Annotated in this window: 15 protein-coding genes; 10 read left to right on the forward strand and 5 right to left on the reverse strand. The window is 75.8% G+C overall.

What is annotated here, in order from left to right:
- Window positions 1-81: 81 nt before the first annotated feature.
- Both ACFO3M_RS22190 and ACFO3M_RS22195 read right to left on the reverse strand, forming a co-directional pair.
- Window positions 82-747 carry a DUF2461 domain-containing protein gene (locus tag ACFO3M_RS22190; RefSeq protein WP_387994237.1) on the reverse strand — a complete coding sequence of 222 codons (666 nt, stop codon included), beginning with the start codon at window positions 745-747 and terminating at the stop codon, window positions 82-84.
- Window positions 744-1,328 carry a GNAT family N-acetyltransferase gene (locus ACFO3M_RS22195; protein WP_387994241.1) on the reverse strand — a complete coding sequence of 195 codons (585 nt, stop codon included), beginning with the start codon at window positions 1,326-1,328 and terminating at the stop codon, window positions 744-746. The genes ACFO3M_RS22190 and ACFO3M_RS22195 overlap by 4 nt, the downstream gene beginning before the upstream one ends.
- A 66-nt stretch (window positions 1,329-1,394) precedes the next feature.
- On the opposite strand from ACFO3M_RS22195, the gene ACFO3M_RS22200 reads away from it, so the two are divergent.
- The 6 genes from ACFO3M_RS22200 (at window position 1,395) to ACFO3M_RS22225 (ending at window position 7,984) form a co-directional block, all read left to right on the forward strand.
- On the forward strand, window positions 1,395-2,627 hold the full coding sequence (locus tag ACFO3M_RS22200; protein ID WP_387994244.1) for a winged helix-turn-helix domain-containing protein: 1,233 nt from the start codon (window positions 1,395-1,397) through the stop codon (window positions 2,625-2,627).
- Between the two features lie 11 nt (window positions 2,628-2,638).
- A complete protein-coding gene (locus tag ACFO3M_RS22205; protein WP_458168515.1) occupies window positions 2,639-3,451 on the forward strand; it encodes a thymidylate synthase in 813 nt (270 codons plus the stop codon).
- Window positions 3,452-3,473: 22 nt separating this feature from the next.
- Window positions 3,474-3,995 (forward strand): dihydrofolate reductase, encoded by a 522-nt coding sequence (locus ACFO3M_RS22210; RefSeq protein ID WP_387994247.1) that lies wholly within the window; start codon window positions 3,474-3,476, stop codon window positions 3,993-3,995.
- A gap of 10 nt (window positions 3,996-4,005) precedes the next feature.
- Window positions 4,006-4,902 (forward strand): 4-hydroxy-tetrahydrodipicolinate synthase, encoded by an 897-nt coding sequence (gene dapA, locus ACFO3M_RS22215; RefSeq protein WP_387994250.1) that lies wholly within the window; start codon window positions 4,006-4,008, stop codon window positions 4,900-4,902.
- Between the two features lie 25 nt (window positions 4,903-4,927).
- Window positions 4,928-6,634 carry a ribonuclease J gene (locus ACFO3M_RS22220; RefSeq protein ID WP_387994253.1) on the forward strand — a complete coding sequence of 569 codons (1,707 nt, stop codon included), beginning with the start codon at window positions 4,928-4,930 and terminating at the stop codon, window positions 6,632-6,634.
- A 90-nt stretch (window positions 6,635-6,724) separates the two neighbouring features.
- Window positions 6,725-7,984, forward strand: a complete 1,260-nt coding sequence (locus tag ACFO3M_RS22225) for a right-handed parallel beta-helix repeat-containing protein (protein WP_387994256.1) — start codon at window positions 6,725-6,727, stop codon at window positions 7,982-7,984.
- Between the two features lie 45 nt (window positions 7,985-8,029).
- On the opposite strand, the gene ACFO3M_RS22230 is transcribed toward ACFO3M_RS22225, so the two are convergent.
- The 3 genes from ACFO3M_RS22230 to ACFO3M_RS22240 are packed head-to-tail and all read right to left on the reverse strand — an operon-like array spanning window position 8,030 to window position 11,236.
- Window positions 8,030-8,713, reverse strand: coding sequence for a zf-HC2 domain-containing protein (locus ACFO3M_RS22230; protein ID WP_387994259.1), 684 nt, complete (start codon window positions 8,711-8,713; stop codon window positions 8,030-8,032).
- On the reverse strand, window positions 8,710-9,237 hold the full coding sequence (locus tag ACFO3M_RS22235; RefSeq protein ID WP_387994262.1) for a sigma-70 family RNA polymerase sigma factor: 528 nt from the start codon (window positions 9,235-9,237) through the stop codon (window positions 8,710-8,712). Before ACFO3M_RS22235 ends, ACFO3M_RS22230 begins: the two co-directional genes overlap by 4 nt.
- A gap of 58 nt (window positions 9,238-9,295) precedes the next feature.
- Window positions 9,296-11,236 (reverse strand): S9 family peptidase, encoded by a 1,941-nt coding sequence (locus tag ACFO3M_RS22240; protein ID WP_387994265.1) that lies wholly within the window; start codon window positions 11,234-11,236, stop codon window positions 9,296-9,298.
- A 73-nt stretch (window positions 11,237-11,309) separates the two neighbouring features.
- Here ACFO3M_RS22240 and ACFO3M_RS22245 point away from each other — a divergent pair, with 73 nt between their 5' ends.
- The 4 genes from ACFO3M_RS22245 to ACFO3M_RS22260 form a co-directional block, all read left to right on the forward strand.
- A complete protein-coding gene (locus ACFO3M_RS22245; RefSeq protein WP_387994267.1) occupies window positions 11,310-13,865 on the forward strand; it encodes a DNA translocase FtsK in 2,556 nt (851 codons plus the stop codon).
- A 100-nt stretch (window positions 13,866-13,965) separates the two neighbouring features.
- Window positions 13,966-15,402, forward strand: a complete 1,437-nt coding sequence (rimO, locus tag ACFO3M_RS22250; RefSeq protein WP_387994270.1) for a 30S ribosomal protein S12 methylthiotransferase RimO — start codon at window positions 13,966-13,968, stop codon at window positions 15,400-15,402.
- A 7-nt stretch (window positions 15,403-15,409) separates the two neighbouring features.
- Window positions 15,410-16,072, forward strand: a complete 663-nt coding sequence (pgsA, locus tag ACFO3M_RS22255) for a CDP-diacylglycerol--glycerol-3-phosphate 3-phosphatidyltransferase (protein WP_387994273.1) — start codon at window positions 15,410-15,412, stop codon at window positions 16,070-16,072.
- Window positions 16,073-16,220: 148 nt separating this feature from the next.
- Window positions 16,221-16,572, forward strand: a 352-nt coding sequence (locus ACFO3M_RS22260) for a helix-turn-helix domain-containing protein (protein WP_387994276.1), incomplete at its 3' end; no start/stop codon positions are given.

The raw sequence follows: 16,572 nt of genomic DNA on the forward strand, positions 1-16,572 counted from the left end.
CAACCATTCACAGGAAGGGCCCCCCACCACCACGGTGCGGGGCCCTTCCGGCATTTCGTCAGAACGGCAACGGACGGCCGATCAGCGCCGACGGATCTCCTTCGTCGTCGCGCCGACGTTGTCCGCCAGCCAGGCGTTGAGAGCCACCAGGTCCCGCCAGGCGGTGCGGACCTGCTCGAGGGCCTCACGCCCGTGCAGCCACTCGGCGAAGTCGAAGAGCCGGCCGGCGTGCAGGGACCGGTGCCGCAGCAGGTCCCCGCGGGCGTCGTCGCCCAGGTCGTAGCCCCTGGGCACCCGGGTGAGCCGGTCGCCGTCGACGGACCAGCCAGCGGCGGCCAGGCGACCCACCTCGTCCCGGAGCCGCGGGCCCTGGACGTCGTCCGCGACGGCGCGGCGGTAGCGCTCGACCTGGTCGGACTCCAGCCGCCAGGCGCCGCCGGCCACCCGCAGGCCCTCGGCGGAGATCTCGACGTACCAGGCACTCGCGCCGCGGCCCTCCGGGTTGGCGACGGCGCCCTGGTGCGTCTTGTACGGCGTCTTGTCGTTGCTGAAGCGGACGTCCCGGTAGGGGCGGAAGAGCTTCGCCGGGCCGAACTCGGCGGCCAACTCGTCGACGAGGGCCTGCATGGGCGCCTTGACACAGGCGTCGTACACGGCGCGGTGCCGCGTCCAGTAGGTCTTGGAGTTGTCCGCCTCCAGGCCCTCGTAGAACACCAGGCCCTCGTCGGGGAAGCCCTGGAACGTCATGCGTCTCCTCCCAGGAGGGTGTGCCAGCGGACCTCGCGCAGCGGGACCCCGGCGGCGTCGAGGGTGCGCGCCCGGCCGTCCCGGTCCCACCCGGCCGACTCGAGGAAGCCGGCCGTGACCCGGTCGGCCTCGGGCACCCAGGCGGTCAGCCGCGCCGCACCGGTGCCGGCGGCCAGGTCGGCCACCGCGGCGAGCAGCCGGCTCCCGTGCCCACGCCGTCCCCACCGCGGCTCCACCAGGAGGACCGCGAGCTCGGTCGTCGGACCGGCCGGGTGCGGCTGCTCGCCGTCGGACAGTTCGGCGGGACCGAACGCGGCGAACCCGACCACCCGGCCGTCGTCGAGGGCGACCAGCACCCCGTGCGCCGCGGTGGGCGGGGCGGTGATCGCCGCGCGCCAGGCCGCCTCGGCGGCCGCGGCGTCCCAGCCCTCGAGCGCGGCAGGGGGCAGGACGTCGGCGTAGGCGGTGCGCCAGGTGTCGCCCTGCACGCGCGCCACCTCGGCGGCGTCCGCGGCGACGGCGGGGCGCACGGACACGTCCGCGGTGCCGGTCAGGCGCGGGAAGGCCGGGCGGGGGTCCACGCCGGGCAGCCTAGGTCGGGGGAGCGCGGCGGCGGACCGTCACCGGTGCACGGCAGGATCGGCGGCGTGCCCGCCTCCGTCGCCGACCGGCTGCCCGCCGCCCTCGCCCGGCGCATCGCGCTGGCCGCGCAGGGCTTCGCCGACCCGCGTCCCACCGGGGTGGTCGACAGCCGGCAGTTGCGGCGGATGGTCGACCGGCTCGGCGTCGTGCAGATCGACTCGGTCAACGTGCTGTCCCGGTCGCACTACCTGCCGGCGTTCAGCCGGCTGGGCGCCTACCGCCGGGCGGTCCTCGACGACTTCACCGCCCGCCGGCACGAGCTGTTCGAGTTCTGGGCGCACGAGGCGTCCTTCCTCCCGGTCCGGCTGCACCCCTACCTGCGCTGGCGCATGGCCGCCGCCGAGGAGCACGCCTGGGGCTCGATGGTGCGCATCCAGCGCGAGCGGCCCGGCTACGTGGCCGAGGTGCTCGACCGGGTGCGGGAGGGCGGTCCCACCAAGGCCAGCGACCTCGACGAGCCCCGCCCGGACCGGCCCGGGCAGATGTGGAACTGGCACGCCGGCAAGGTCGCCCTCGAGTGGCTCTTCTACACCGGCGTGCTCACGGCGCGGGCGCGCACGACGTCGTTCGAGCGGGTCTACGACCTCACCGAGCGGGTCCTGCCCGCCGCCGTCCTGCAGACGCCGACGCCGGACCCCGCCGACGCCGTCCGCGAGCTGGTGCGCAACGCCGCCCGCGCGCTCGGTGTGGCCACCGAGCGGGACCTGCGCGACTACTTCCGGCTGAAGCCGGCGCAGGCGCGGCAGGCGATCGCCGAGCTCGCCGACGCGGGGGAGCTGCTGCCGGTCGAGGTGGCCGGGTGGGGCGCGCCCGCCTGGCTGGACCCGGCCGCCCGCCGGCCGCGGTGGATCCGCGCCCGCGCGCTGCTGTCGCCGTTCGACTCGCTGGTGTGGGAGCGGCCGCGGGTCGAGCGCATCTTCGGCTTCCGCTACCGGCTGGAGATCTACACGCCCGCCGCGCAGCGGGTGCACGGCTACTACGTCCTGCCTTTCCTGCTCGGCGACCGCCTGGTGGCGCGGGTCGACCTCAAGGCCGACCGCCAGGCCGGCGTGCTGCGGGCGCAGGCCACCCACGCCGAGGACGGCGTCGACCGCGCGGAGGTCGCCGCCGCGCTGGCCGAGGAGCTGCGGCTGATGGCGGACTGGCTGGAGCTCGACGACGTCGCCGTGGCCGACCGCGGGGACCTCGCTGCCGACCTCACCGCCGCGCTGCCCGCCCCGCGCCCCGTGGTCGCCTAGGCTCGACGCCCGTGGTGAGCAACGGACCGGTGGACACGCAGTACGAGGACCTCCTGTGGCGGATCCTCGAGACCGGCACGCCGAAGTCCGACCGCACCGGGACCGGCACGGTCAGCACCTTCGGCGAGCGGCTGCGCTACGACCTGTCGACGGCGTTCCCGCTCGTCACGACGAAGAAGGTGCACTTCCGCTCGGTGGCGGTCGAGCTGCTGTGGTTCCTGCGCGGCGACGGCAACGTCCGCTGGCTGCAGGAGCACGGCGTCACCATCTGGGACGAGTGGGCCGACGCGAACGGCGACCTCGGTCCGGTCTACGGCGTCCAGTGGCGCTCCTGGCCCACCCCCGACGGCGGCACGGTCGACCAGATCCAGGGCGTCCTCGACACGCTCCGCAAGGACCCCGACTCCCGGCGCATGGTCGTGTCGGCGTGGAACGTCGCCGCGCTGCCGGAGATGGCGCTGGCCCCCTGCCACGCGCTGTTCCAGTTCGCCGTCCACGACGGCCGGCTGTCCTGCCAGCTCTACCAGCGCAGCGCCGACATGTTCCTCGGCGTCCCGTTCAACATCGCCAGCTACGCGCTGCTGACCCGCATGGTCGCCGCGCAGGTCGGGCTGGAGCCGGGCGAGTTCATCTGGGTCGGCGGCGACTGCCACGTCTACAGCAACCACGTCGAGCAGGTCCGCGAGCAGCTCTCCCGCGAGGCACGGCCGTTCCCGACGCTGGAGATCGCCCCGGCGCCGTCGCTGTTCGAGCACACCTTCGAGTCGTTCACCCTGCACGGCTACGACCCGCACCCGGCCATCCGCGCCGCCGTGGCTGTGTGACCGTGCGCAGGACTCGGCGCCGATGGGCATAGCCTGCATCTGGGCGCAGGCCCACGGCCGGGTCATCGGCGCCGGTGGCACCCTGCCCTGGCACCTGCCCGAGGACCTGCGGCTGTTCAAGCGCCTGACCGGCGGCGGCACCGTCGTCATGGGGCGGCGCACCTGGGAGTCGCTGCCCGCGCGCACCCGGCCGCTGCCGGGCCGGGTCAACGTCGTCCTCACCACCGACCCGGACTGGACCGCCGACGGCGCGCAGCGGGCCGGCTCGGTCGCCGGCGTGCTGGCCGCGCACCCGGACTGCTGGGTGATCGGCGGCGCGGCCGTCTACGCGGCGTTCCTCCCGCACGCGCACCGGCTGGTCGTCACGGACGTCGACCTGGCCGTCGACGGCGACACCCGCGCCCCCGTCCTCGACGACGGCTGGCGGCGGGTGTCCCGCACGCCGGAGGAGGGGTGGGCCACCTCGGCGACGGGCCTGCGGTACGCCGTCTCCGAGTTCCGCCGGGACGCTGCCGGGACCGGGACGCCCGCGGCCGGTCGGTAGATTCCTCCGCATGACCACCGACCCCGCCCGGCCGTTCGGACGCGTCGTCACGGCGATGGTCACCCCGCTCGCGGAGGACGGCTCGATCGACCTCGCCGGGGCCCAGGAGCTGGCCGCGCACCTGGTCGACCGGCAGGCCCACGACGGCCTCGTCGTCCTCGGCACCACCGGGGAGGCTCCCACGCTCAGCGACGGCGAGCAGCACGCCGTCCTCGAGGCGGTCATCGACGCGGTGGGCGACCGCGCCTCCGTGGTCGCGGGCGTGGGCACCAACGACACCGCGCACACCATCGAGAACGCGCGCCGGGCCGAGCGGCTGGGGGCGGACGGCCTGCTCGTCGTCACCCCGTACTACAACAAGCCGCCGCAGGCCGGGCTGCTGCGCCACTTCACCGCGGTCGCCGACTCCACCGACCTGCCGGTGATGCTCTACGACATCCCGCCCCGCTCGGTCGTGCCGATCGAGGTGGAGACGCTGGTCCGCGCCGCCGAGCACCCGCGCATCGTCGCGGTGAAGGACGCCAAGGGCGACTTCGGCGCGCTCGCCTGGACGCTGGCCCGCACCGACCTCGCCTACTACTGCGGCGAGGACATGGTCAACCTGCCGATGCTGGCCCTCGGCGCCGTCGGCGTGGTGAGCGTGGTCGGCCACCTGGCCGGCCCCCGGCTCGCCGAGCTCATCGCCGCGGTGGAGTCCGGCGACCTGGCCAAGGCGCGCGAGGTCAACGAGACCCTGCTGCCGCTGTACACCGGCATCTTCCGCACCCAGGGCGTCATCATGGTGAAGGCGGCGCTGCGCGAGCTGGGGCTGCCCGCCGGCCCCGTGCGCCCCCCGCTCGTCGACGCCACGCCCGAGCAGATCGCGCAGCTGCGCGCCGACCTCGCCGACGGAGGCATCCCCCTGTGAGCCCTGTGAGCGCCACCCCGTGACCGTGAGCACCGCCGGCACCGCCGGTCAGCCGCACCTGGACCTCAAGACGCCGCCCCCGCTGCCCGCCGGCGGCCTGCGGGTCATCGCGCTGGGCGGGCTCGGCGAGATCGGCCGCAACATGGCCGTGGTCGAGTTCGACGGGAAGCTGCTGGTCATCGACTGCGGGGTGCTCTTCCCCGAGGCGGAGCAGCCCGGCGTCGACCTGATCCTCCCCGACTTCGGGGTCATCGAGCACCGCCTCGACGACGTCGTCGCCGTCGTCCTCACCCACGGGCACGAGGACCACATCGGCGCGATCCCCTACCTGCTGCGGCTGCGCGGGGACATCCCGCTGGTCGGCTCGCGGTTCACCCTCGCCCTGGTGGCGGCCAAGCTGCGTGAGCACCGGCTGGTGCCGACGCTGGTCGAGGTCGCGGCGGGCGACGACCACGTCGCCGGGCCGTTCCACTGCGAGTTCATCGCGGTCAACCACTCGATCCCCGACGCGCTGGCCGTCGCCGTGCACACGCCCGCGGGCGTGCTGGTGCACACCGGCGACTTCAAGATGGACCAGCTCCCGCTCGACGGCGTCCTCACCGACCTCGGCGCCTTCGCTCGGCTGGGCCTCGAGGGCATCGACCTGCTGCTGGCCGACTCCACCAACGCCGAGATCCCCGGGTTCGTCACCTCCGAGCGGTCGATCGGGCCGGTGCTCGAGGACGTCTTCCGCCGCGCCACCCAGCGGCTGATCGTCTCCAGCTTCGCCAGCCACGTGCACCGCATCCAGCAGGTGCTCGACGCCGCCGAGATGCACGGCCGCAAGGTCGCCCTGGTCGGCCGCTCGATGGTCCGCAACATGGGCGTCGCCCGGGACCTCGGCCTGCTGCGGGTCGCGCCGGGGCTGATGGTGAGCCTGGACGAGGCGACGAGCATGCCGCCGGAGCAGGTGGTGCTCATCAGCACCGGCTCGCAGGGCGAGCCGCTGTCCGCGCTCGGGCGCATGGCCCGCGGCGAGCACCACCAGGTCACCATCGAGGCCGGCGACACCATCGTGCTCGCCTCCTCGCTGGTGCCCGGCAACGAGACCGCCGTCTACAAGGTCATCAACGGGCTGGCTCGGCTCGGCGCCACCGTCGTGCACAAGGAGACCGCCCGCGTGCACGTCTCCGGGCACGCCCCCGCCGGCGAGCTGCGGACGCTGCTCAACGTCGCCAAGCCGCGCTACCTCATGCCGGTGCACGGGGAGTGGCGGCACCTGCGGGCGCACGCCGCGCTGGCCGAGGAGACCGGCATGACCACCGACCGGGTCATCCTCGCCGAGGACGGCGTGGTGGTGGACCTGGTCGACGGCAAGGCCTCGATCACCGGGTCGGTGCCGGTGGGCAACGTCTACGTCGACGGGCTCAACGTGGGCGACGTCGGCGAGGAGTCGCTGCAGGAGCGGCGCATCCTCGGCGACGAGGGCTTCGTGGCGCTCACCGTGGTGATCGAGCCCTCGACGGGCACGATCGTCCGGCCGGTGCACCTGTCCACCCGCGGCTTCTCCGACGACCCGAGTGCCTTCGACGAGGTGCTGCACCTGGTCGAGGACAACCTCAAGCGGGACCTCGCCGACGGTCAGCGCGACGCCCACCGGCTGTCGCAGACGATCCGCCGGACGGTCGGCAAGTGGGTGTCCGACACCCACCGCCGCCGCCCGATGATCATCCCGACCGTCCTCGAGGTGTGATCCCGGCGGTCTGAACGGGGCGGCGGCCGCGGCCGTACCCCCTCGTGAGCGGCGCCCGGCTGGCGGGCGCCGCGGACCGAGGGGACTGCCATGCGACCCACGACCCTGCGCGCCGGCACCGCGGCCGGCGCGTCGGCGTTCGCCCTGCTGCTGCTCACCGCGACCCCGGCCGCGGCCGGCGGCCCGGGCTCCTCCGGCGGGAGCGGCGTCACGACCACCGCCGACGGGAGCCCCGGCTCCCTGCGCGCCGCGGTGCAGGCGGCCAACGCCGCCGGCTCGGGCACGATCGTGCTGTCCGACCGCACGTACCGCCTCGCGCTGTCCGGCCAGGACGACACCGCGGCCGCCGGCGACCTCGACGTCACCGGCCGGCTCGTCGTCGAGGGGCGCGGTGCCACCGTCGACGCAGCCGGCCTGGACCGGGTGTTCGACGTCCGGCCCGGCGGCTCGCTGACGCTGCGGGGCACCACCGTCACCGGCGGCGTGGCCCCCGGCGCGCCGGGCGCCACCGGCGGCGCCTCCGGCGGCGGCGTCCTCAACGCCGGGACCCTCGTCCTCGACCGCAGCACCGTCACCGGCAACACCGCCGCCCGCGCCGGCGGCGGCATCGAGGCGGTCGCCGGGTCGGCGACGACCGTCACCCGCTCGACGCTGTCGCACAACACCACGGGCGCGGGCCCGGGCAACGGCGGCGGCCTGCACCTGACCGGCGCCGGCACCGTGCACGTCGACCGCAGCACGGTCACCGGCAACACCGCCGCGGCGGAGGGCGGCGGGTTGTGGAACTCCGCGGCCGGGACCATGACGGTCGAGCGCAGCACCGTCACCGGCAACCGCGCCGCCGGCCCAGCGGCCGACAACGGCGGCGGCGGGTTGTTCAACGACGGTGGGTCGCTGACGGTCGACCGCACCGAGGTCCGCGGCAACGTCGCCGACGGCGCCTCGGGCTCCGGTGGCGGGCTGCTCAACGACAGCGGCACGCTGACCGTCACCCGCTCGGTGGTCGCGGGCAACAGCGCGCGTCGGGCCGGCGGCGGCGTCGAGGCCGACACCGGTACCACGACACTGGAGCGGACCGAGCTCACCGGCAACACCACGGGCGCGGGCCCGGGCAACGGCGGCGGCCTGCACCTGACCGGCGCCGGCACCGTCCGCGTGGACCGCGGCACGGTCACCGGCAACACCGCCGCGACCGAGGGCGGGGGGCTGTGGAACTCCGCGGCCGGGACCATGACCGTCACCCACACGACCATCCGCGCCAACACCGCGCCCACCGGCCCGGACGTGTTCCAGGACGGCGCCGGCACCGGCTTCACCGTCGACGGGCGCACCGTCCCCGGCGAGGCCTGATCCGGGGAGGGGGCGTCGGGCACGGGGGTCGGCGCCCCCTCTCCCTCAGAAGTCGGAGCGGACCACCACGTCGCCGTCGGCGTCGACCACCTCGAAGCCGACGGCGTCGGCGCGCAGCACCGAGGAGTTGAGGTTGCAGCGCAGCTCGACTCCGCCGACGCCGAGGAACTCCCCTGCGGGCACCTCGCGCCCGGCGTCGTCGGTGACCGCGACGCGGTAGACCTCGCCGTCCTCGAACCCGGTACCGGTCAGCTTCACCTCCACGCCCCAGGTGTGCGGCACCAGGTCCGCGCGCGCCTGCACGCCGGGAGCCACGGCCTGGACCGCGACCGGCTCGAGCGGGGGCGGGTCGGGCACCGGCCGCACCAGCCAGCCGACGGCGCCACCGGCCGCGGCCACCCCGGCCACCGCCGTGGCCGCCAGCACCCGTCGGCGCGTCCCCGCCCGCCGCAGCGGGAGCACCCGCCGCCGTTCCTCCTCGGCGATCCGGCCGAGCACGCGGGCGCCGAGGTCCGGCGGGGGAGTGGGGGTGGCGTCGAGCGCGTCGGGGTCGACGCGGGCCAGCCGCGCGGCCAGCGGCGCGATCTCGGCGAGCTCGGCGCGGCAGCCGGGACATCCGTCGAGGTGGGCGCGCACGCGGTCACGCTCGGCCGGCCCGAGGGCACCCAGCGCGTAGGCGCCGAGCAGCTCGCGCAGCTCCCGGTGCTCGTCCCCGCGCGGACCGCTCACGGCTCGACCCCCATCTCGTCGAGGGCCAGGCGCAAGGCCTTGAGCCCGTAGAACACCCGGCTGCGGACCGTCCCGACCGGCACGCCGAGCTCAGCGGCCACCTCTGCGTGCGGCCGGCCGCGCAGGTGCGTCTGCACGATCGCCGTCCGGTGCTCCTCGCTGATCCGGCGCAGCGCCTCCTCGACCACCCAGGCGTCCACCAGCGCCTCGTCGGCGGCAGCCACGGGCGGCGCGTCGGACGCCGCGTCGTCGGTCAGCTGCCGCTGCCACGGCCGGACGGCGAACCGGCGGGCCTCGTCGACCACCACGTTGCGGGCGATGGCGAACAGCCACGTGCGCAGGCTCGCCAGCTGCGGGTCGAACGAGCCGGAGGCGCGCCAGGCGCGGAGGAACACCTCCTGGACGACGTCCTGCGCCGCGCCGCCGTCGCCGAGCTGGCGCAGCGCGAAGCGGTAGAGCTCGGCGCCGTGGGCGGCGTAGGCCGCCCGCACGTCCAGCGGTGCCGCCGGTGCCCGCCTGGCCATCCGCGCCTCCTCCCGGGTCCCCCGTCCCGAGGACGTACGCACGCCGGGCCGCGGCGGTTCACCGGACGACGGTCACCGGCGCGATCCCCTCCTCCGGCAGCGTGAAGCCCCAGACCTGCGCGTAGAAGGACAGCTCCCCGTCGAGGGCGGCGCGGATGTTCTCCGCACGCCGGAAGCCGTGCTGCTCGCCGTCGAACAGCAGGTAGGCGTGCGGCACGCCCTTCTCCCGCAGCGCCGCGACCATCACCTCGGCCTGCTCCGGCGGGACGACGCGGTCCTCGGCGCCCTGGAACACCGCCAGCGGGGTGTCCAGCGCGTCGACCTGCGTGATGGGTGAGCGCTCGGCGTACACGTCGGCGCCCTCGGGCCACGGCGCGACCAGCCCGTCGAGGTAGCGGGACTCGAACTTGTGGGTGTCCGAGGCCAGGGCGCCCAGGTCGGCCACGCCGAAGTGGCTGGCGCCGGCGGTGAAGACGCCCGGCCGCAGGGTGAGCGCGGCCAGCGTCGTGTAGCCGCCGGCCGAGCCGCCGCGGATGGCCATGCGGGCGGGGTCCACCCGGCCGGCGTCGGCGAGGTGCTGCGCGCAGGCGACGACGTCGTCGAGGTCGACGACGCCCCACCGGCCCTGCAGCGCGTCGCGGTAGCGGCGGCCGTAGCCGGTGGAGCCGCGGTAGTCGACGTGCGCGACGCAGAAGCCGCGCGAGGTGAAGTACTGGATCTCCAGGTCCAGCACGCGCGGGTGGGCCGACGTCGGCCCGCCGTGCACCATCACGATCAGCGGCGGCAGGTCCCCCTCGGGCGCGCGGGCCTCCGGGTTCGCCGGCGGGTAGACCGCGGCGTGCGCCTCGGCGATGCCGGTGCCGCGCTCCTCGGTCGGGAAGGTCAGGTGCTGCGGCGCGGAGAACCACGCCGGGTCCAGCCCGAGGTCGCGCGCCGGGCGCAGGACCTCGCCGCGCCCGGAGAGGTCCGCGCGCAGCACGACCGGCTCGCTCGCCGGGCTGCCGGCCACGCATACGACGCCGTCGCCGTGCGCGGTGAGGTACCGCAGGGCGGTCCACCCGGGCAGCGGCACCTCCCGCGTGGTCCCGTCGGCCTCGACGACGACCAGCCGGTCCCCGCCCTCGCCGCCGGCCGCGGCGACCACCCGGCCGCCGGGCAGCAGGACGAACCGGCGGGCGCCGAAGACCCACTGCGGCCCGGCGATCTCGGTGCCGGTGTCGAGGACCAGCTCCGCCCCGCCGCCCGGCCGCCACCGCCACAGCGACCACACGTCGGTCCGGTCGCAGCAGAACCAGAGGGTGCCGTCGTCGGCCCAGGTGGGCTGCACCGCCGACTCGCCCGGGCCGCCCGCGACCACGGTCTCGGTGCCGTCGGCGGCGCGGACGACCAGCTGCGCGGCGTCCCAGGGCATGTCCGGGTGGTCCCACTGCAGCCAGGCCAGCTGCCCGCCCGGGCCGGGCCGGGGGTCGGAGACGAAGTCCGGCCCGCTGACCAGCACCTCGGCGGTGCCGTCCGGCGCCAGCCGCACCACCTCGTCGACGACGTCGGCCGCGGCGCCGGAGGCGGCGTGCGTCTCGCGGACGGCGAGCAGCGCACCGCCGGCGTCCGGGGTCAGGTCGGCGTACCGCACCCCGGCCGGCAGGTCCGGCTCGGGCGTGACGGCGACCGGGCCGTCGTCGCCGGGGGACAGCCGGTACAGCCGCTGGTCGTCGAAGTAGGTGAACCACAGCGTGCCGCCCGCGACCGTCCACGCCGCCCCGCCGTACTCGTGCACCCGGGTGCGGGCGTTCCAGGGGGAGGGGAGGGCGTCGGTCGTGGTGCCGTCGGCCGAGCGCCGGACCAGCGCCGACCGGCCGCCCTCGCCGGGGCGTGACTCGGACCACCAGACGTCGCCGCCGTCGACGGCGACCTCGCCGAGGCGCGCCGCCGCGCGGACGACGAGTGCCGAGGTGATCGGGGTCGGCCAGCTGCCGTACGGCACGGGGGAGGAGGTCGGCATGCAGCGACCGTAGGCCGGGGACACGAGCACGCGCCTTCCTGGGAGGACGCCGGCCGGCGGCTACCGTCGACACATGCCTGCCCGCACCACGCCCTCGCGCCGGCCGGCCGGCTCGGCCCCGAAGGGCCGGTCCGGGTCGACGGCCTCCGGCAAGCGGCCGGCCTCGCGCACGCCCGCCCGCAACGGCAACCGCAAGCCGCCCGCCCGCAGACCCGCCCCCAAGCAGGGGCCGGGCGCGGCGGCGGGCGCGTTCCGGGCGGCCGCGGGTGCCTGGTCCCTGCTCGCCCGCGGTGCCGGTGGGCTGGCCCGCTCGATCGCCCGCCCGGAGGAGGCCGAGCCGCTGGCCCCCGAGCACCGCCGCGACGGGGCCGGCCTCGCCGTCCTCGGGCTCGCCGTCGTCCTCGGCGCCGCCGCGTGGTTCGACGGCATCGGCCCCGTGGGCGCCGGCCTCGCCGACGGCGTCCGCTGGATCGTCGGCTCCCTGCTCGTGGTGCTGCCGGCGCTGCTGTTCCTCGTCGCGCTGCGGCTGCTGCGCCGCGCCCCGCGTCCGGAGGCCCGCGGCCGGCTGGCCATCGGCTGGGTGTGCGCCACGCTCGCGGTGCTCGGCATCGCGTCCGTCGTCGGCACCCCCGCCGACCCGATGGCCGGCGAGCCCGGCTCGGGCGGCCTGGTCGGCTGGGCGGTCGGGACGCCGCTGACCGCGGGGCTCGGCGCCGTCGTCGCCGTCGTCCTGCTCTCCCTGCTCGCCGTCTTCGCGCTCCTGGTGCTCACCGGGACCCCCCTGCACCAGGTGCCCGAGCGGCTGCGCGAGCTCGTCGGCCGGGGCGGTGACGAGGAGTGGGACGAGGACGGCTACGACGAGGACTGGGCCGAGGAGGAGCCGGCCGAGCCGGTCAAGCCGCGCCGCTCCAAGCGCGCGGCGCTGGCCGAGGCGCTCGCCGAGGGCGACTCGCCCGACCTCACCACCACGGGCCCGATCGACCACGTGCCGACCGCGGACGTGCGGGAGGCCGTCCGGCACGAGCCCGCCCCCGAGCCGGCGCCCGCCGCGGGCCGGCGGCCCGCCGTCGTCGACCGGACGGCGCCGCCGGAGGAGCTCCCGCCGGTCGAGGAGCCCCAGCAGCTGGTCATCGAGCCGGTCGAGGGCGACTACGTGCTGCCCTCGATCAACTCGCTGCGCCCGGGCACGCCGCCGCGGGCCCGTTCCCAGGCCAACGACGCCGCCATCGAGGCGATCACCGGCGTCCTCGAGCAGTTCAACGTCGACGCCGCCGTCACCAGCTTCACCCGCGGCCCGACGGTCACCCGCTACGAGATCGAGCTCGGCCCCGCGGTCAAGGTCGAGAAGATCACCGCGCTGACCAAGAACCTCGCGTACGCGGTCGCCAACGACAACATCCGCATCCTCGCCCCGATCCCGGGCAAGTCCGCGGTCGGCGTCGAGGTGCCCAACACCGACCGCGAGACCGTCAGCCTCGGCGACGTCATGCGCTCGAACGTGGCCAAGCAGGACCCGCACCCGATGCTCGTGGGCCTGGGCAAGGACATCGAGGGCGGCTTCGTCTGCGCCAACCTCGCGAAGATGCCGCACCTGCTGGTCGCCGGCGCCACCGGCTCCGGCAAGTCCAGCTGCGTCAACTCGGTGCTGGTGTCGCTGCTGCTGCGGGCCACGCCCGACCAGCTGCGGATGATCCTGGTCGACCCGAAGATGGTCGAGCTCACGCCCTACGACGGCATCCCGCACCTAATCACGCCGATCATCACCGACCCGAAGAAGGCGGCCACCGCGCTGGCCTGGCTGGTCGAGGAGATGGAGCAGCGCTACCAGGACATGCGGGCGTCCGGCGTCCGGCACATCGACGACTTCAACCGCAAGGTCGAGCGCGGCGAGATCGTGGCGCCGCCCGGCAGCGAGCGGGTCTACCGGCCCTACCCCTACATCCTCGCGATCGTCGACGAGCTCGCCGACCTCATGATGGTCGCCCCGCGCGACGTCGAGGAGTCGATCGTCCGCATCACCCAGAAGGCGCGCGCGGCCGGCATCCACCTCCTGCTCGCCACCCAGCGGCCCTCCGTCGACGTCGTCACCGGCCTCATCAAGGCCAACGTGCCCTCGCGGCTGGCGTTCTCCACCTCCAGCCTCACCGACAGCCGGGTCATCCTCGACCAGCCCGGCGCGGAGAAGCTGATCGGCATGGGCGACGCCCTGTTCCTGCCGATCGGCGCCGGCAAGCCGATCCGCGTGCAGGGCGCCTACGTGTCCGACGCCGAGATCGAGGCGGTCGTCGAGTTCACCAAGCGCCAGGCCGAGCCGGAGTACCGCGAGGAGGTCTTCAGCGCCGCGCAGGGCGAGAAGAAGGAGATCGACGAGGACATCGGCGGGGACCTGGACCTCCTGTGCCAGGCGGTCGACCTCGTCGTCACGAGCCAGTTCGGCTCGACGTCGATGCTGCAGCGCAAGCTGCGGGTCGGCTTCGCCAAGGCCGGCCGGCTCATGGACCTCATGGAGACCCGGGGCGTCGTCGGCCCGTCCGAGGGCTCCAAGGCCCGCGACGTGCTGGTCAAGCCCGACGAGCTGGAGTCGGTCCTGTTCACACTGCGTGGCGGGACCCTGCCCACCGAGGCGTGAGCGCCGCGGCCGAGGCGTCGTGCGGCGCCCCTCCAGCAGGGGCCCGCGGCGTCCCCGTGAGCCGTGGGGGCCAGGAGGGTCCTTCGACTACGATGGGCCGGTGACAGCTCCGCCCAGCCCTGCCCGCACGGTGGCGGTGGTGACCCTCGGCTGCGCCCGCAACGAGGTCGACTCGGAGGAGCTGGCCGGCCGCCTGGCCGCCGACGGCTACCGACTGGTCGAGGACCCCGAGGGCGCCGACGCCGTCCTGGTCAACACCTGCGGGTTCATCGAGTCGGCGAAGAAGGACTCGGTCGACGCCGTCCTCGCGGCCACCGACAGCGGCGCCGAGGTGGTCGCCGTCGGGTGCATGGCCGAGCGCTACGGCTCCGAGCTGGCCGAGGCGCTGCCCGAGGCCACCGTCCTCGGCTTCGACGACTACGCCGCGATCGGCGACCGGCTCGACGACGTCCTCGCCGGCCGGCCGCTGGTCCCGCACTCGCCGCGCGACCGCCGCACGCTCCTGCCGATCAGCCCGGTCGCCCGCACCGCCGCGGCCGCCTCCGCGGAGGCCCCGGCCATCCCCGGCCACGGCTGGGTGCAGCGCCGCCGGCTGGCCTCCGGCCCCTCCGCCGCGCTCAAGCTCGCCTCCGGCTGCGACCGGCGGTGCGCCTTCTGCGCCATCCCGACCTTCCGCGGCTCGTTCGTCTCCCGGCCCCCGGCCGAGGTCCTCGGCGAGGCCCGCTGGCTGGCCGAGCAGGGCGTGACCGAGCTGGTGCTGGTCAGCGAGAACTCCACCTCCTACGGCAAGGACCTCGGCGACCTGCGCTCGCTGGAGCGGCTGCTGCCGCAGCTGGCCGCGGTCGAGGGGATCGCCCGGGTGCGGGTGGCCTACCTGCAGCCCGCCGAGCTGCGCCCGGGCCTGCTCGAGGTCATCGCCGCGACCGAGGGCGTCGCGCCCTACTTCGACCTGTCGTTCCAGCACTCCTCGCCCGGCCTGCTGCGCCGGATGCGCCGGTTCGGCGGCACCGACGACTTCCTCGCCCTGATCGAGCGCGCCCGGTCGCTGGCGCCCACGGCCGGGTTCCGCACCAACGTCATCCTCGGCTTCCCGGGGGAGACCGAGGACGACGTCGCCGAGCTCGAGCGCTTCCTCACCGAGGGCCGCCTCGACGCCGTCGGGGTCTTCGGCTACTCCGACGAGGAGGGCACCGAGGCGATCGGCCTGCCGGGCAAGCTCGGCCGCGCCGAGATCGACGCCCGCGTCCGGCGGATCACCGACCTGGTCGAGGAGCTCACCGCCCAGCGCGCCGAGGACCGCGTCGGCGAGCGCGTCGAGGTGCTGCTCACCGAGGACCTGTCCGCGGAGGAGGGGCCGGGCGTCTGGGCCGGCCACGCCGCGCACCAGGACCCCGACGCCGACGGCACGACCACGGTGACCCGCGTCCCCGCCGACGCCCGGCCCGGGCAGCTGCTCACGGCCGAGGTGGTCGGCACCGAGGGCGTCGACCTGGTCGCGGCCGCCCTCGAGCCCGCCGCCCTCCCGGCCGGGCGGTGACCGCGCGGTGAGCGCCGTCCTGCCGGACCCGGCGGCGACCCCGCCGCAGTCGGCCAGGCTGGTCAACCTGCCGAACGCGCTCACCGTCCTCCGGTTGGCCCTGGTGCCGGTGTTCGCCGTCCTGCTGCTGTCCGACGGCGGCATGGACGACGACCGCCGCGTGTGGGCGACGGTGTTCTTCGCGCTGGCGATCATCACCGACCGCTACGACGGGCTCATCGCGCGCCGAACCGGCCAGGTGACCGAGTTCGGCAAGCTCGCCGACCCGATCGCGGATAAGGCGCTCACCGGGACCGCGCTGGTCGGGCTGTCGGTGCTCGGGCTGCTGCCCTGGTGGGTGACGCTGACCATCCTCGTCCGCGAGGTCGGCGTGACCCTGCTGCGGTTCTGGGTCATCCGGCACGGCGTCATCGCCGCCAGCCGCGGCGGCAAGGCCAAGACCGTCGTCCAGGCCCTGGCCATCGGGCTGTACACCCTGCCGCTGACCGGGGCGCTGGCCAGCGCCCGCTGGTGGGTCATGGCGGCCGCGGTCGCGCTCACGCTGGTCACGGGCCTCGACTACGTCTACCGGGCGCTCACCCTGCGCCGCTCCAGTGCCCGGGCCGTGCGCGCCGCCGCCGCGCGGCGTGCCGCCGGGCCCACCGGCTCGGTCACCGACACCGCGGCGTAGTCGCCGGGAAGGCCGCGCCCGCCTGCGGTGTTACGCCATGAGCGGACGCGTCCGCGCCGGCTCGGTCCCGGGTGGGCGGGCCGCGTACCGTGGGCGCACGGCACCCGGGGGTGCCGCCGCTCTTCCCTCTGCCAGACAGGAGACGGCCATGACGCTGCTGCGCACCCAGCTCGGGCGGACCCTGCGCGGTCACCGGCTGCAGCAGCGGCGCACGCTGCGTGACGTCTCCGGTGCCGCCCGGGTGAGCCTGGGCTACCTCTCCGAGGTGGAGCGCGGGCAGAAGGAGGCCTCCTCCGAGCTGCTCGCCTCCATCTGCGACGCCCTCGACGTCGAGCTCGCCGACCTGCTCGCCGAGGTCAGCTCCGGCCTGCGGGGTGCCGACACCCGCGTCCGCCCGCTGGCGCCCACCGGCACCGCCCCCGCCGGGGAGGCCGCGGACGACCCGGCCGCCGCGTCGGCGCCCGCCGCCGAGGCCGCGGCCGCCGCGGAGGCGGTCGTCG

The sequence above is a fragment of the Geodermatophilus arenarius genome, from assembly GCF_042654585.1.
Classification (GTDB): domain Bacteria; phylum Actinomycetota; class Actinomycetes; order Mycobacteriales; family Geodermatophilaceae; genus Geodermatophilus; species Geodermatophilus arenarius.

Bases quoted from the DNA above. Each gene is read 5' to 3' on its own strand.
- ACFO3M_RS22210 (WP_387994247.1), top strand. From the start codon at position 3,474: ATGGGCATAGCCTGCATCTGGGCGCAGGCCCACGGCCGGGTCATCGGC.
- ACFO3M_RS22245 (WP_387994267.1), top strand. From the start codon at position 11,310: ATGCCTGCCCGCACCACGCCCTCGCGCCGGCCGGCCGGCTCGGCCCCG.
- ACFO3M_RS22225 (WP_387994256.1), top strand. From the start codon at position 6,725: ATGCGACCCACGACCCTGCGCGCCGGCACCGCGGCCGGCGCGTCGGCG.
- ACFO3M_RS22190 (WP_387994237.1), bottom strand. From the start codon at position 747: ATGACGTTCCAGGGCTTCCCCGACGAGGGCCTGGTGTTCTACGAGGGC.
- ACFO3M_RS22235 (WP_387994262.1), bottom strand. From the start codon at position 9,237: ATGGCCAGGCGGGCACCGGCGGCACCGCTGGACGTGCGGGCGGCCTAC.
- ACFO3M_RS22240 (WP_387994265.1), bottom strand. From the start codon at position 11,236: ATGCCGACCTCCTCCCCCGTGCCGTACGGCAGCTGGCCGACCCCGATC.
- dapA (WP_387994250.1), top strand. From the start codon at position 4,006: ATGACCACCGACCCCGCCCGGCCGTTCGGACGCGTCGTCACGGCGATG.